General features: G+C 70.4%; 11 protein-coding genes. 2 read left to right on the top strand and 9 right to left on the bottom strand.

Going from position 1 to position 15,527, the window contains the following annotated elements; translation table 11 throughout:
- Window positions 1–62 precede the first annotated feature (62 nt).
- Window positions 63–2,075, bottom strand: coding sequence for an MDR family MFS transporter (locus tag D452_RS0109985; protein ID WP_017544008.1), 2,013 nt, complete (start codon window positions 2,073–2,075; stop codon window positions 63–65).
- 202 nt (window positions 2,076–2,277) lie between these two features.
- Between D452_RS0109985 and D452_RS0109990 the strand changes: the two genes are divergently transcribed.
- Together D452_RS0109990 and D452_RS30865 are read left to right on the top strand one after the other, a co-directional pair.
- Window positions 2,278–3,420: an acyl-CoA dehydrogenase family protein gene (locus D452_RS0109990; RefSeq protein ID WP_017544009.1), complete on the top strand. Its 1,143-nt coding sequence runs from the start codon at window positions 2,278–2,280 to the stop codon at window positions 3,418–3,420.
- A gap of 28 nt (window positions 3,421–3,448) precedes the next feature.
- Window positions 3,449–3,616 carry a hypothetical protein gene (locus D452_RS30865; RefSeq protein ID WP_017544010.1) on the top strand — a complete coding sequence of 56 codons (168 nt, stop codon included), beginning with the start codon at window positions 3,449–3,451 and terminating at the stop codon, window positions 3,614–3,616.
- Window positions 3,617–3,817: 201 nt separating this feature from the next.
- On the opposite strand, the gene D452_RS0110000 is transcribed toward D452_RS30865, so the two are convergent.
- From D452_RS0110000 to D452_RS0110035, 8 genes are all read right to left on the bottom strand, one after another.
- Complete coding sequence (locus D452_RS0110000) at window positions 3,818–4,543, bottom strand: NPP1 family protein (protein ID WP_017544011.1); 726 nt, start codon at window positions 4,541–4,543, stop codon at window positions 3,818–3,820.
- 289 nt (window positions 4,544–4,832) lie between these two features.
- A complete protein-coding gene (locus D452_RS0110005; RefSeq protein WP_017544012.1) occupies window positions 4,833–5,615 on the bottom strand; it encodes an amino acid ABC transporter ATP-binding protein in 783 nt (260 codons plus the stop codon).
- The gene (locus D452_RS0110010; protein ID WP_017544013.1) at window positions 5,612–6,472 is read right to left on the bottom strand and encodes an amino acid ABC transporter permease; all 861 of its coding nucleotides are present in this window, start codon (window positions 6,470–6,472) and stop codon (window positions 5,612–5,614) included. Before D452_RS0110010 ends, D452_RS0110005 begins: the two co-directional genes overlap by 4 nt.
- On the bottom strand, window positions 6,469–7,371 hold the full coding sequence (locus tag D452_RS0110015) for an ABC transporter substrate-binding protein (protein WP_017544014.1): 903 nt from the start codon (window positions 7,369–7,371) through the stop codon (window positions 6,469–6,471). The genes D452_RS0110010 and D452_RS0110015 overlap by 4 nt, the downstream gene beginning before the upstream one ends.
- Before the next feature lie 251 nt (window positions 7,372–7,622).
- Window positions 7,623–9,905, bottom strand: coding sequence for a SpoIIE family protein phosphatase (locus D452_RS0110020; RefSeq protein ID WP_017544015.1), 2,283 nt, complete (start codon window positions 9,903–9,905; stop codon window positions 7,623–7,625).
- Window positions 9,906–10,057: 152 nt separating this feature from the next.
- A complete protein-coding gene (locus D452_RS0110025; protein ID WP_017544016.1) occupies window positions 10,058–10,756 on the bottom strand; it encodes a metal-dependent transcriptional regulator in 699 nt (232 codons plus the stop codon).
- Between the two features lie 451 nt (window positions 10,757–11,207).
- Complete coding sequence (gene pdxH / locus D452_RS0110030) at window positions 11,208–11,858, bottom strand: pyridoxamine 5'-phosphate oxidase (RefSeq protein ID WP_026129155.1); 651 nt, start codon at window positions 11,856–11,858, stop codon at window positions 11,208–11,210.
- A 13-nt stretch (window positions 11,859–11,871) separates the two neighbouring features.
- A complete protein-coding gene (locus D452_RS0110035; RefSeq protein ID WP_017544018.1) occupies window positions 11,872–15,477 on the bottom strand; it encodes an ABC transporter substrate-binding protein in 3,606 nt (1,201 codons plus the stop codon).
- Between the last annotated feature and the right edge of the window lie 50 nt (window positions 15,478–15,527).

Raw genomic sequence — 15,527 nt, forward strand, 5'->3', positions numbered from 1 at the left:
GTTTGAATTCCCTGGCAAGTCCCCGGCCCCGCCTTCCGGACGGCCGCACTGGTCGCCGGGGGTCAGTCCGTGCGGTCGCCCCAGCGCCCGCCCTCCCCGTCGCCGAGCGTGCTGCCCGTGACCCGCTCCAGGACGTCGAACACGTCCGGGTGCTCGTCGGGACCGAAGTCGGAGAGCAACGAGCGCAGCGCCGTCCGCTGGGCCTCGTACAACCGCCGCACGGCGTCCTCCCCGCGCCAGTTCAGCTCCCAGGGGTCGCTGTCGTCGGCCAGGTAGCCCGCCTCCAGCAGCTCCTGGTGGGCATCCTCCCAACGGGCGGCGCTCAGGCCCGACAACCGGACCAGGTCGATCACGCCGAGCGGCCCCTGGACCCCGATGTGGCTCAGCGCCCAGCAGGCCTCCGTCGACACCTCCAGGCCGGAGGCCTCCCGCAGCCGCTGGTACATGGTCTCGGCGCCCTCGGCCCCGCAGGCCTCGTAGATCTCGCGCTCCACCTGCTCCATGGCGCTGCGACTGGGGGTGACCACCGGGGACACCGTCTCGTCCAGGTCCGGGGTCCTGATGGTGGTGCGCAGTACGTCCTGCCGCAGGAAGAGGGCGAGCACCAGTCCCACGAGGGCGACCGGTACGGCGCACAGGAACACGGTGTCGATGGCGTCGGCGTAGACCTCCAGGAAACCCGCCTGGACCTGTGGCGGCAGGCGGTCGATGGCGCTCGGGTCACTCTCCAGCGAGGTCGCGTCGACCCCCGCGGGGAGGTCGAGGCTCCCGGCCCGCGCGGCCAGGTTCGAGGCGAGCTGTCCGGCGAAGACCGACCCGAACACCGCCGTGCCGAAGGAGCCGCCGATGGAACGGAAGAAGGTCGCGGACGAGGTCGAGACTCCCAGGTCGTCGTAGGAGGAGGCGTTCTGCACCACCAGGACCACCACCTGCATCACCAGGCCCAGTCCGGAGCCCAGGACGAAGAAGTAGACACCCATCTCCCACAGGGAACTGTCGGGCCCCATGCCGGACATCAGGAAGAGGCCGATCGCGGTCAGGGCCATGCCCGCGACGGGGAACACCTTGTAACGGCCGGTCCGGGTGACCAGGCGGCCACTGGTGATCGAGGTGATCAGCATCCCCATGACCATCGGGAGCAGGTGGAGCCCGGACGCCGTCGGGGAGAGCCCGTGCACGATCTGGAGGAAGAGCGGCAGGAAGGCCATCGAGCCCATCATCGCGAAGCCCACGCAGAAGCCGATGGCCATGGCGACCACGATGGTCGGGTTGTGGAACAGACTGAGCGGCATCACCGGGTCCGGGGCGCGGCGCGCGGTGAGCCACCAGCCCACTCCGAGGACCAGCCCCGCCGCGCCCAGGGTGAGGATCTGCCACGACAGCCAGCCGTAGACCCCGCCGCCCCAGGAGGCCACCAGCGTGAGACAGACGGCGGTGGCGGCCAGCAGCACGATGCCCGCGTAGTCGATGTCGCGGCGGCCCACCGGATCCTGCCGCGGCAGCACGGCCAGGACCGTGAGGAAGGCGATCAGCCCCAGCGGGAGGTTCACGTAGAACACCCACCGCCAGGACAGGTGGTCCACGAAGAGCCCGCCCAGCAGGGGCCCCGCCACGCTGGAGACCCCGAAGACGGCGCCGAAGAGGCCCTGGTACTTGCCGCGCTCCCTCGGCGAGACGACGTCGCCGATGATCGCCGAGGCCAGCACCATGAGGCCGCCGCCGCCCACGCCCTGGAGTCCGCGGGCCAGCACCAGTTGGAGCATGTCCTGGGCCAGACCGCACAGGACGGAGCCCAGGAGGAAGATCGCGATGCACCCCAGGAACAGCCGCTTGCGTCCGAACTGGTCGCCGAGCTTGCCCCAGAGCGGGGTGCTGGCGGTCACGGCCAGCAGGTAGGCGGTGATCACCCAGGAGAGGTGGTTGAGCCCGCCGAGGTCGGAGACGATCGTCGGCAGCGCGGTGGAGACGATGGTCTGGTCCAGCGCCGAGAGCAGGACGGCCAGCATGAGGGCGGTCATGATCAGCGCGATCCGCCCTCCGTGGGACTCGCGCTGGTCGGCGGGGCTGTGTGACATCGAATCGCCTCCCGGGGTCGGGCCGCCCGACTCTCCACGGCCCGGCTGCTGGTCCACCCTAGGAACCGGGGACCGCGCCACTCCCGGGAACCGCCCAGGCCACCCGGAACTTTGCTCCGGCTTGCCCCCCGTACTTCAAAACCGAACGCGGTTCGGTTACCGTGTGGGAGCACAGTGATCCCCGACACCCTCGGAGCAGAGCATGAAGCGGGAACTCTTCGACGCCGACCACGACCTCTTCCGCGAATCGGTGGCCGAGTTCCTCAAGCGGGACGTCGTCCCCTTCCACGCCCAGTGGGAGAAGGACGGGATCGTGCCCCGGGAGGTGTGGGTCAAAGCGGGAACCGTCGGCCTGCTCGGCCACGGGGTGCCCGAGGAGTTCGGCGGCACCGGCCTCGACGACTACCGGTACAACCAGATCGTCAACGAGGAGATCTGCCGGGCGCACGCCAGCGGCCTGGGCATCACCCTCCAGAACGACGTCATGGCGCCCTACATGGTGGGCCTGACCACCGACGAGCAGAAGCGGCGCTGGCTGCCCGGCTTCGCCAGCGGCGAGCTGATCACCGCGATCGCCATGACCGAGCCCGGCACCGGCAGCGACCTCCAGGGGATCCGGACCTCCGCCGTGCGCGACGGCGACGAGTTCGTCGTCAACGGCGGCAAGACCTTCATCACCAACGGCGTCAACGCCGACCTCGTCATCGTGGTGTGCCAGACCGACCCCGACGCCGGGGCGCAGGGCTTCTCCCTGATCGCCGTGGAACGCGGCACCACCGGGTTCGAGCGCGGCCGCAACCTCGACAAGGTCGGCATGAAGGCGCAGGACACCGCGGAGCTGTTCTTCGACGACGTCCGCGTGCCGGCCGCCAACCTCATCGGCACCGAGGGCCAGGGGTTCATCCACCTGCTCCAGAACCTGCCGCAGGAGCGGCTGTCCATCGCCACCTGCGCCGTGGCCTCGGCGGACCACGTCCTCCAGCACACCATCGAGTACTGCCGGGAGCGGACCGCCTTCGGACGGCCGATCGGGCGGTTCCAGAACACCCGTTTCGTCCTGGCCGAGTTGGCGACCGAGGTCGACATCGCCCGGACCTACGTGGATCGCGGGGTCGAGCTGCTCAACAAGGGTGAGCTCACCGTGGAGGACGCGGCGAAGGCCAAGTGGTGGACCACCGAGATGTGCAACCGGGTGATGGACCGTTGCCTCCAGCTTCACGGCGGGTACGGGTACATGATGGAATACCCCGTGGCACGGGCCTGGCAGGACTCCCGCGTCCAGACGATCTACGGTGGCACCACCGAGATCATGAAGGAGATCGTCGGCAGGGGCCTGGGCCTGTAGGACCCCCCGAACCCCGAAGGGACCGGTCGTGAGCGGATCGTGGGACGGCCTCATCGTGATGGGCCTGCTGGCGGTGCTGTTGGTCATCGCCGTGCGCAAGCTCCGACCGAAGATCCACATTCCCTGGGCGACCAGCGGCATCGTGGTCTTCTTCGTCTTCGTCTGCCTGCTCCTGTGGGCCAACTCCTACCGCTGAGCGCGCCCGCGCCGCGACACCGGAGCCCCGACGCACACCGAAGGCCCGCCATCCCAGCTCCTCGACTGGGGCGGCGGGCCTTCCGGCGTCCGGGAGGAGGGACGGGCACGGCGCACGATCCAAAGGCGGGTGAGGACCGTGCGGGCGGACCCGGCCGTGATGGTCTGACGGGTCGGGGGCGGGCCGGTTCTCGTGGTCGGGTCAGGGGGCGTACGGGTCGAAGTCGATCCCGTCGGGCAGGGCCTTGGCCAGGGAGTCGGCGAACCGCTCGTCCTTGAGGTCGAGCTGGGCCGCACCGTAGTCGGCGGTCACGAAGATCTCCCGGATCCCCTCGGGGTAGCCGTCCCAGCCGACCAGGTCCGGGTACTGCCACTCGCCGTAGTGGTTCTCGGGCGGGTCGTCGTGGTCGGCGGCGAACCGGAAGGCGTGGGTCGAGGCGCCGTCCTTGTGGTAGACGATCTTGGCGTGCGTGCCCTCCCACAGGAGGTCCTCCGCCGCGCGGGTGTCGTAGTCGCCGTGCGCGGAGGCCGACACGTAGCGGGCCTCGTCCTCGAACACCCAGACGACGACGTGCTCCAGGTCGTGCCGGTGCCCACAGCAGCCGTGCATGATCTGGTCCTTCTCGAAGTAGAGCGCGTACATGTACGCGCACCACCCGCTACCGTCACAGCTGGACCGGGAATAGGAATTGGTGTTGTCCAGGTCCGACTGGTCCCGGCAGTTTCCGTTCAGCGCACCCGAGGTGTTGAGCCCCTCGGCGACAGTTCCGTCCGGCCCGATGGCGGGGGTGGAATAGCAACCGTCCGTGTCGTAGTCGAAGGCGGGCTGCCATTTGGCCTCGGCCTCGGAGGAATGGGCGGGGAGCGCGGGAGGCGGTTCCGCGAAGGCCGGCGTGGCCATCGCGACCACCAGGGCCAGGGCTCCCACGAGCGAGACTCCGCCGCGCAGAGCGGACCTCTTCGGGAGGCGAAGCGGCCCCGGGAACCTCTTGGGACTTTGTTCCATGAAACCCCATGAGGAACCCGGAGCCACTTTCGCGCCGTCTTCCCGCAATGCGCACACCGCCATTCTCCGAACCGACCAGTCCCTTTACCACTGAATAAAGTAACCAGTCGACTACAGACAAACAAGACGGGTTCTCCGCATTTTTTCCGTGGCCGGGAACAGGTTTACCGCGACACTGTCCCCGACCAGCGAAAAAGGCGTCGGAGGGCGGTCACAGCCGTCCGGCGTCGATGATGCGTTGGAGGAACCGACGGGTGCGCGGCTCGGTCGGATCTCCCAGGACGCGCTCCGGCGGCCCCTGTTCGAGGATGCGCCCGCCGTCGAGGAAGCACACCGTGTCGGCCACCTGGCGGGCGAACCCCATCTCGTGCGTGGCCAGGAGCATGGTCATCCCGTCCTCACGCAGCCCGCGTACGAGGTCCAGCACCTCACCGACCAGTTCCGGGTCCAGGGCGCTGGTCACCTCGTCCAGCAGGAGCAGGCGCGGGGAGTTGACCAGGGCCCGCACGATCGCGACCCGCTGCTGCTGCCCGCCGGACAGCCGGTCCGGGTACTCATCCGCCTTGTCCAGCAGGCCGACCCGGTCCAGGAGGGCACGCCCCCGTTCCTCGGCCTCCGCCCGCCGCCTGCGGTGCACGCGGCGCGGGGCCAGTGTGACGTTGTCCAGCACGGACATGTGCGGGAACAGGTTGAACGCCTGGAAGACCATCCCGATCCGGCGGCGCACGCTGTCTTGGTCCACCCTCGGGTCGGTGACGTGCTCGCCGTCCAGGTGGATGGAGCCGTCGCTGATCGGCTCCAGCAGGTTGGCGCAGCGCAGGAGCGTGGACTTGCCGGAACCGGAGGCGCCGATGAGCACCACCACACCGTGTTCGGGCACGTCGAGGTCGAGCCCGTCCAGTACCACGTCGCCCCGGAACTCCTTGCGGACCCCGCGCGCCCGCAGCACGGGGACGTCGCCCTCCAGTCGGGAGAGCCGTTCGAGCTCGCTCACCTTGCGCCCTCCGAGGACTGTCTGCGGGCGGCCCGTACGGTCACCCAGTCGGTCACCGCCACCAACGGGATCGCCATGAGCACGAACAGCACCCCGGCCACCACGTAGGGGGTGAAGTTGTAGGTCTGCGCGGTGGCGATCTGCGCCGCGCGGATGGCGTCGATCGGCCCGGCCAGGGAGATCAGGCCCACGTCCTTCTGGAGGGCCACCATGTCGTTGAGCAGCGGCGGCGACACCCGGCGGACCGCCTGCGGCAGCACCACCCAGCGCATGGCCTGTGTGTAGGTGAGCCCGAGCGAGCGGGCGGCGGCGATCTGGCTGGGGTGGACGGACTCGATCCCCGCCCGGAACACCTCGGCGATGTAGGCGCCGTAGGTGACCACCAGCGCGATCCCGCCGAGCACGAGCACGCTCGGCGTTCCCTCCAGGCGGAGCCCGGGCACGCCGAAGGTCATCAGGTACAGCACGATGATCAGCGGGGCGCCCCGGAAGCCGTACGTGTACGAGGCGGCCAGGGCGCGCAGGGGGAAGAACACGGGCCCGCGCAGGGTCCGCATGATCGCCACGAGCAGGCCCAGAGCCAGCGCGCCGAGCGCGCAGAACACCAGGACGCGCAGGTTCAGCCAGAGCCCGGTCAGGACGGCCGGGAGGGCCTCGCGGGCCACGCCGAGGTCGAAGAAGGTCTCCCGGACCCGCTCCCATCCGGGCGAGCCAACCACCACGGTGACCAGCACCGCGCCGAGCAGTGCCGTGGAGAGCGCACCGACCAGGACCGAGCGCACGCCCTGGCGGCGGCGGAACGTGCCGCGCTCCGTCTCCAGCAGGCTCGGGACGTGCGGTTCCCTGGGTCCGGTCACGACAGTTCGGGGGCGTCGGCGGCGTCGGCGAGCCACTCCTGTTCGAGTTCGGCGAGCGTGCCGTCCTCCCGCAGGCTGTCCACGGCCCGGGTGACGCAGTCCGTCAGGGGTGAGTCGAGGTCCAGGACCAGCCCGAACGACTCGTCCCCGGACGCCGACTCCGCCTTCGGCAGCTGCCCGACGATCTCGGCGTCCTCCAGTTCGGCGGAGGTGACGTAGAAGGCGGTGGGGAGGTCGAGGACGACCGCGTCCACCTGACCGTTCTCCAGGGCCTGCTTCGCGTCGTCGTTGTTGTTGAAGACGAGGGGCTCCTGCTCCGGGGCGATGCTCGCGATCAGCGCGTCGTAGCTGGTGGTGCCCACCTGGGCGCCGATCACCAGCTCCCGGAGGTCGTCCAGGCCCTCGGCCCCGGCCGCTTCGCCGTCCGAGAGCGCCACCACGGCCTGTCGGACGTCGTAGTAGGGCGAGGAGAAGTCGACGGCCGCCCGCCGCTCGTCGGTGATGGAGAACTGGTTGACGTCGAAGTCGTAGTCCTTGGGACCGGGGGCGATGGCGTTGTTGAAGGTCACCACGGTCCACTCGACCTGCTCGGCGGGGTATCCCAGCTCCTCGGCCACCGCGTACGCCACCGCGGACTCGAATCCCTCACCGTTGGCGGGGTCGTCTCCGACGAACCACGGCGGGTAGGCGGGGCTGTCCGTGCCGACGGTGAGGGTGCCGTCGGTCAGCGTGGGCAGGGCACCGGGCTCGCAGGCGGCGGCGTCGCCCTCGGCGACCGGGCCCGGGGCCTCCTCCGGGGAGCAGGCGGTGGCCAGCAGCACGGCCGAGGCCGCGACCGCCCCGAGCCGGACGAAGGGTGAGGCGGTGAGGGGACCACGGGTGCGGGGTCGCAGGGGCATGGGGTGCTCCGGAGGCTCAGGCGGGGGACGATGATTTCCCCACATTAGCGACCAAAGCAGTGGACAACCAGGTCTTCTGCGTCACGCTCCCCGGGAGGGCGACGGCCCTGCGGACCGTCGGGCCGCGGTCGCCTCGTCCCACGATCCGTCCCCGATCCGCCTCGGCCACGAGGCGTCCTCCACCGGGCCCCTGGGGACGGGGCACCGGTCGGCAGCCGCGCGGTGGGCCGGGCGCTCCCAGAGCGGCCCGGCTACTCGTCGTCGTCCTTCTCGGCCTCTCGGACCTCGGCCTGCATAGGCATCTCGAACCAGACCGCCTTGCCGTCCGGGGTGGGGCGCGATCCCCAGCGACTGGCCAGCTGCTCCACCAGGTAGAGGCCGCGTCCGCCCTCGTCGTCGGCGGCGGCGCTGCGGATGCGCGGCAGGCGCAGGTCGTGGTCGAAGACCTCCACCCACACCGCGTTGGCGCCACGGCGCAACCGGAGGAGGAACTCCTTGTCGGCGGGGTCCTCGGCGGACTCGTCCTCCTCCGCGACCGCTTCCAGGAGGTCGCTCCAGTCCTCGTCGAACTCGTCGGCCCCACCACCGGCGGCGTCGATCGGGGTCTCCGAGTCCAGGACCCCACTGCCGGTGAACTCGCGGTGCACCGGGTGCGGGGTGGCGTGGATGACCACGTTGGTGACGATCTCCGAGACCAGCAGGCAGGCGAGTTCGGCCTGGTCGCGGTCGACCCCCCACTCCTTGAAGGTGTCGGCCGCCAGGTGCCGGGCGGCGCCCACGGTGGAGGCCTCCGAGGGGAACCAGCCCTCCCGCAGCGCCAGCTCCTCGGAGTGGGTGCGCACCACCATCAGCGCGGTGTCGTCGTCCAGCACGCCGGGCACGCTGTGCACGGCGGCCTCGGCGATCTGGTCGACGTCCTTGTCGGCGACCTCGGCGACGCGCTCGGTCATCCGGGCCAGCGCGCGCTCCGGGTCGGCCTTGCCGCCCACGGGCCGGCGGTCCACCAGCCCGTCGGTGTACATGACCAGGGTGGCGCCCAGGGGAAGGCGCAGGTTGGCCTGGTGGTAGACGATGTCCTCGCCCGAGCCGCCCTTGGCGCGCACGCCCAGCATGCGGTCGGTGACCTCCAGGTCGAGGGTCTCGACCGACTCCGAGGTGATGAGCAGCGGCGGAGCGTGCCCGGCGTTGGCGTAGGACAGCTCGCGGGACCAGGCGTCGTAGACCATGTACAGGCAGCTGACGCTGGGAATCCACACGCCGCCCCCGTTGTCGGGGATGCCGAGCTGTCGGACCCACTCGTCGAGCTCGCGCAGGATGTCGGCGGGCTCCCGGTCGGCCTGCGCGAAGGCGCGCAGCGCGGCGCGCAGCTGGCCCATGACGGCGGCCGCGTGCGGCCCCCGTCCCTCGACGTCGCCGATGACGAGCCCGACGCGTCCGGCGGAGAGCGGGATCGCGTCGTAGAAGTCGCCGCCGACCTGGGTCTGTATGCCGTGGCCGTGGCCCTGGAGGGGGCCGGCCGGAAGGTAGCGGTGCGCGACGGTCAGACCGTCCAGGGCGGGGAAGTCGGTGGGCAGCAGGCTCCGTTGGAAGGCCACCGCGGTGCTGCGCTGCTCCTCGAAGAGCCGGGCGTTGTCGATGGCCAGGGCGACCCGGGAGGCGATGGCGCCGACGAGGTCGCGGTCGAAGCCGCCGTAGCTGCTCTTCTGCCGAGGTGAGAGCCCGGACAGGGCCAGGGTGAGCACGCCGAGAATCTCGCCTCGGGCCCGGAGCGGGGCGGCGATGGCGGAGGTGACCCCGACCTGCCGGGAGACCCGGTCGGAACGGTCGCTGGGTGAGTTCTCGAAGAGGTAGTCGCTGGTGACCACTGTCTCCAGACGACGCATCGCCTGGGTGACGAAGTGGCGTTCGGGGTAGCGGACCTCGTCCCCGACGTCGAACCACGAGTTGGCCGGGGGCGTCCAGCCCTCGGCGTGCACGGAGACCTGTCTGACCAGGCGGTCGCGGTCGTAGAGGTCGATGAAGCAGTGGTCGGCGAACTGCGGCACCAGGATTCCGGCCACGCCCCTGACCGTGGAGTCGAACTCCAGGGAGCTGGCCAGACGGCTGCCGATGCGTTCGAGCAGGCCGTACTGCTCCTCGACCCGGCCGCTGCGCAGCGCCTCGCGGGCGATGAGCGTGATCCCGTCGATCTCGCCGGACTCGTCGCGCATGGGCACCGCCTGGGCGCGCACGTGGATCCACGTGGAGTCGCCCTTGAGCACGGCGAACGTGCCCTCCCACGGCTCGCCGCGCAGCACACGCCGCGCCAGTTGCGAGGCGTGTTCGCGGTCGGACTCGTGGATGCCGATGTCGAGCAGCGACAGGCCGACGTAGTCGCGCCCGCCGACGAACCCGAACAGCTCGCGGGCGTACGGGTTCCAGTAACGAAGGAGGCTGAACCGGTCGATGACGACGATGGCGATCTGGGCCTGGTCGACGACCTCGGCCGTGGCGAGCGCGTCGCTCTCCCGGAAGGGCTCACCCCACCGTGTCATCTAGCCGCCACCTCGCCGTCATGAGCTGCACACATGCCCGCTCCGGGTACCCCGAACGACCGCACCTTGGGGCGAGCGTAGCAACACAGTCAACGTTCCCGCAGCGCAATGAGACAATCCCGATGAGCAACCAATCAACGTGGACGAACGCTTCACGGCTTGGCGACGAAGATGTGCCCGGCGACGTCCGCCGGGAGCTCGGTGTTCTCGATCTCGCCGATGACGCGCACACCGTCGTCGGAAGCCTGAAGCACGACTTCCTGTCCCGGTTGTACCCCGGATTCGCGCAAGGTGAGCATGATGTCCGCGTCCGGTTGGAGTTGTTCACTGATGCGCCGCACTGTCACGGTGGTCTCCGTCTTGGAGGCGGCGTCGATCATCGGCACGATGGAGTCGTCGGTGAACGGCTCGGGGGAGTATCCCTCCAGGCCCAGCTCCTCCAGCCCCGGGATCGGGTTGCCGTGCGGGCACACCGAGGGGGCGTTGAGCAGCGTCACCAGACGCTCCTCGACGGCCTCGGAGATGACGTGCTCCCAGCGGCATGCCTCGATGTGGACGTCCTCCCACGGCAGCCCGATGACGTCGACGAGCAGGCGCTCGGCGAGCCGGTGCTTGCGCATGACGTGGGTGGCCAGTCTGCGGCCCTCGGCGGTCATCACCAGGTGGCGGTCGTTCTCGACCTTCAGCAGGCCGTCGCGCTCCATGCGGGCGACGGTCTGGCTCACCGTGGGGCCGCTCTGGTGCAGGCGCTCGGCGATCCGGGCCCGAAGCGGGACGATGCCCTCCTCTTCGAGCTCGAAGACCGTACGGAGGTACATCTCCGTGGTGTCGATCAGCCCGTGTGCGGTCAAGACTCCCCTCCCAAGGCTCTGCGCCCGACGCGCGGTCACGTGCGGGCACGGCAGGTCTCTCACAACACAGGCCGGGACCACGTGATTCCCTGGGGCCAAGTGGGGACCGGGGCGTCCGCAGGACCGCGGGAGCGACCACCGATGCGTCCAGCATATCGCGACGCGACGGGCGTGGATTTCGACACTGTCTCACGATCCGGACACCATGGGTCCCTGTGGCCCCGACCGCGCAAGGGTCCAAGGTCACAGGCGTGCAGGTGATCCGGTCGATACAAGAAGTATCCGGAAGACCCTTGCCAAACCCTCTCACGCACCCCGCTCCCGCCCGAACCCGCGTTCGACGCGACCAACGTCACCTCGGGGCCAGGATCCACGGGAGCGCCCGTCCGAGCCCTCCGATGGCCGATCGAACAGGGGCGCGGCCTCGCGGTGCCCGGAGGTCCCGGGGACGCTAGGGAGCCAGGCGTTCGATCTCCCAGGCCCGCCCGGTCCACAGGTAGCGGAACCGGTCGTGCATGCGGTCCTCGCCGCCCTGCCAGAACTCCACCTCGCTGGGGATCAACCGGTAGCCGCCCCAGTAGGAGGGCCGCGGGATCGCCTCGTCCGCGCCCCAGACCACGTCGAACTCGTGGAACAGCCGGTCCAGCTCGGGACGGTCGGCCACCGGCTGCGACTGTCGCTCGCTCGCCCAGGCGCCCAGCTGCGAGCCCCGGGGGCGGGAGGCGAAGTAGAGGTCGTTCTCCTCGTCCCCGAGCGGCTCCACGCGCCCGGCCACCAGGACCTGGCGCCGGATCGCGTGCCAGGGGAACACCACGCTCGCGCGGGGGTCGGCCTCCAGGGCCCTGCCCTTGCGCGAGGTGTAGTTGGTGAAGAAGCGCAGGCCGGTGCTGTCGTAGCCCTTCATCAGGACCGTCCGCGACCTGGGCATCCCGGAGGGCTCCACGGACGAGAGCACCATCGCGTTGGGTTCGGCGAGGCCGGACTCGTGGGCCTCGCCGAACCACACGTGGAACTGGGCCATCGGCCGCTCTGCCAGGTCGCGGCGGCGCAGGGGTTCACCCAGGTACGGTTTCCGCAGTTCCGCGGGGTTCAGGTGGTCCACACGACGCATACTCTCACGCCGGTCGTCCCCCGATCCCCGGGCCCAGGGGCAGGCACTCCTCACCTGGTTCGATGGTGTTGGCGTTGCGCATTCCGCACCGCTGCACGACGTGCTGGCGCTGCTCATGGCCGGTCTCCGGGTTGACCACCTCCGGGCCCACCAGCACCAGCTGCACCATACGACCGTCGTACCAGTTCCCGTCGTTCCCGGCGTCGAACTCGATGTACCCGGAGACCCCGGTCAGGTTCCGGATGCCCTTGATCCCGCTGTGCAGGTCGTCCCGCTGTTCCTCGTACTGTTCCTGGGTGCGGAGGAAGGGCGGCCGGTCCAGGCCGACCCAGCGCAGTGGACTCTTCTCCGCGAGCTGCTCCTGGGTGAGCCCGGTGGTGGGCAGCGCCTCGGAGACCACCAGCAGGGCGTCGCTGGCCACGGCCGCGTGCGCGATGGAGGGGAACTCCGTCTTGGGCGCCGACCGCTCCTCCTGGCCGTCCTCCCTGAACAACTCCTCCTGGAGCGTCGCCATGTCGCGGTAGAAGCCCTGGTCACCGCCTCCGGGGCGACCACCCGGACCGCCCCAGGGCCCGCTGGGCGCCAGGGGCGTGTAGAACACCGAGTGGTAGGCGGCGTTGTTGCCGATGAGCTCCTCCTCGTCCGAGACGAACTTGGAGACGTCGTCCCCGCCCAGGATGGTCATGCGTCCGTCCACGCAGTCCTCACCGCCGGTCCGGGTGAACCGGCGGTAGAACTCGGTGAAGTCGTCGGAGCGGCCCGCGTAGTAGAGCAGGTCCGGCGGATCCTCGTCGGTGCACAGGCGCTCGAGCTGCTGCTCGTAGGTGGTGTCGGTCTCCGACTCACCGTTCTGGTAGAGCAGCACGCCCTGGCCGTCGTACTCGTCCCGCTCCAGCCCCTCGGCGCCTTCCCACACCCGGCCGCCGCGGTCCTTGAAGGCGGCGATGAACTCTCGCGCCAGGTGCGGCCCGTACTGTTCGTGCGGCCCGCCCTCGGCGTCCGTCTCCCCGCTGGCGATGGCCACGGCGGTCTGGTGCGGCCTCAGCCCGCGCTCCGCGCCGTCGGCGTCACGCCAGGACACCCCGTACCGGGCCCAGTGCGCCGACTGCTCGGCGATCCTGGTGTTGGCCGGGGAGACCGGGAAGTAGAACTCGCTGTGCTCGCGCGCGCCGGACTGGGCGACGTCGTCGAAGGTGGCGGTGGTGCCCACCATGGTGATCGAGGCGTCCCCGACCTCCTTGATGGCGTTGCTGTTGGGCACGACGCTGTGGCCGAAGCCGACCGCGGCGATGGGGCGGTCCATCCCGAGCCGCTCGTCCTCGGCGCGGTCCACGATCTCCTTCGCGGCCACCAGTGAGTGCTCCCAGTTCCGGCCCGCGTTGGCGATGAGCAGCTTGATCCTGGGGTACCTGGAGTCCTTGATCCGGTTGTGCTGGCCCTGCTGGTACGCCAGGCCGAGGAGTTCGCCCTGGCTGCCGGAGAGCGAGGGGTCGTCGGGGTCGACCACGTCGAACTCCGCGAGGTGGGCGATGGTGACGTAGGGCTGGCCGCTGGCCTCCACCTCCTTGTTCTGCTCATGGACCAGTTCGGTGACCTCGGTCAGCCGCTCGTTGAAGACGAACGCGCCGTCGGTGACGCCGACGCACTGGTCGCCCTTCCGCGTGATGCCCTTCGGCTGCCAGACCCCGTCCTGGACACACGGGTTGCTGGCCTGCGCCAGCGAGGGCAGGAACACCATTCCGAACAGCACCAGGACAGCGGTGGCACCCGCGACCCCGCCGGTCCACAGCCCGGCGAGGACGGGTCCGCTGAGGACCCACTCGGGGGTGCCGCGCCGCGTGAGCTCACCACCGCCCTCGGGCAGCGGCGCGATGTGTCTCGTGATGACGCGTTCCACACCGAGCACACCGGCCAGGTAGCGGCGCCGGGTCCACGACCGCACCGGTTCGAGCGCCCTCTTCTCTTCCTCCTCCTCGTTCTCCTCCCCGCCCTCGATGAACTCGGGCATCGCCTCGTTGCGTGTGGAGTCGACGGTGCCCTCCACCAGAGGACCGAGCCCGGCGTCGCGCACCTGGACGAGCAGCAGGGGGTCCGGGAAGGCCCGGCGCAGGCGCTCCTGCTCGATCAGCCACACGAAGTACCGGCCGACCCGGTCCAGGCGTCGCTGGTCGTAGACGAGCACCGGCCGGGCGCCGCTGCCGCGCCGGAGGCGGTAGCTGCCCGCGCCGTACTCCCGGTGGAGGTCGTCCAGGAGCGCGTTGACCGCGATCTGGTGAGTGCCGGGCGGGCGGATCGGCCCGTTGATCCGGGCCCGGTCCATGGCGAGGTTGTTGAGCTGGTTGAGCAGGTGCACGCCGTGCGCGCGGTGACGGCCCCGGCCGCCCGGGGAGGCGCCCTGCTCGGGACCGCGCCCGTCCAGGTCCATGACGTAGCGGTGCCGGTTCAGCCACAGGTAGGGGCGCCACGGGAGCAGGAAGAAGAACACCGTCAGCATGTAGACGGTGACCAGGAGCGTGCCGACCAGCAGGGAGACGAGTTCGTCGGCCTGCTGCGCGAGCAGACCGAGGTAGGCGACACCGAAGGGGGTCGCCGCGAGTACCAGCGAGAACACGAACGACAGCGGGGTGAGGATCTTCTCGTCCGCGGCGCCGAAGGTGATCACCCTGGAGGCCGCGTTGACGAACCGGGAGAACCCGGCCGCGCCGCGGGCGAGCCCGCGCCAGTAGACCGTGCACCTGCTGCGCAGCAGCTCCCAGCGGCTGGGGGCCGTCACGGCGCCCGGATCCTCGGCGGCGCGCTCCGCGCGTTCCAGGAGCTCGTCCCTGCGCTTGAGCGCGCTGTCGAGTCGCGTCTCCCGCAGGGCCCTGATCACCTCGACCTGGGTGCTGCTGGTGTTGAGCAGGGTGCCGTGCTCGGAGACGCCCGTGCCCTCGGAGAACTTGCCCCTGATGACCTGGAAGTTGCAGCGCCGGAGCCACAGCAGGGAGCGGACCTGGGAGAAGCGCGGCGGAGGTGGCGGCTTTCGTCCGCGGGGCGCCGCGGGCTGATCGTCCCTCCACGCGAACCCGCCGTCCACCAGGCGTTCCAGGAGTTCGTACAGCTCCTGGGTGGTGACGTCGCCGTCGGCGTCCCCGGAGGACGTGCCCTCGCGCGGTTCCCGGACGGGTTCGGCACCAGGGGGCGGAGCGTCGGTGTCCCCGGGCCACGGCCAGCGGCGGCTCCAACCGGTGGTGCGCCGCGCCGGTGGTCGGTGGGCCTCCCCGGTCTTCCGGGCCGGGACCTCCCCGGCCTCCTGGCGCTCCTTCTCGGGGATGCCTTCCGGGAGCAGCCACACGGGGCCGAGCGCGCTCGCCCTCACCAGGGCGCGCAGCACGGCGGGGCGGTCCTCGCGGCGATCGGTCACCAGGTCCAGGACGGGAGGGGGTTCGGCGATGTCACCGCGCTGCCGCTTGCCCCTCCGAGCGGGTCGACGTCGCGCCACCGTGTGTTCCAGGTTACGGACGGTGAAGTGTTCGGAGCGCGAGGGGCGTCGGCGCAGGTTCTCGAAGACCCGGACGAAGGCGGGTCTGCTCGGCTGGTCGTCCTGGGTGTCGGGTGTCTGATCGGACACTCGAAGCATCCCTCCACGGTCTTGTTGTAAGGGTCGGCCCCCGGCAGCTG

It is taken from the genome of Nocardiopsis prasina DSM 43845, assembly GCF_000341265.1.
Classification (GTDB): domain Bacteria; phylum Actinomycetota; class Actinomycetes; order Streptosporangiales; family Streptosporangiaceae; genus Nocardiopsis; species Nocardiopsis prasina.

What these genes read in the sequence shown, in the direction of transcription:
- D452_RS0109990 (WP_017544009.1), top strand. Translation starts at nt 2,278, where the DNA reads ATGAAGCGGGAACTCTTCGACGCCGACCACGACCTCTTCCGCGAATCG.
- D452_RS0110020 (WP_017544015.1), bottom strand. Translation starts at nt 9,905, where the DNA reads ATGACACGGTGGGGTGAGCCCTTCCGGGAGAGCGACGCGCTCGCCACG.
- D452_RS0110015 (WP_017544014.1), bottom strand. Translation starts at nt 7,371, where the DNA reads ATGCCCCTGCGACCCCGCACCCGTGGTCCCCTCACCGCCTCACCCTTC.
- D452_RS0109985 (WP_017544008.1), bottom strand. Translation starts at nt 2,075, where the DNA reads ATGTCACACAGCCCCGCCGACCAGCGCGAGTCCCACGGAGGGCGGATC.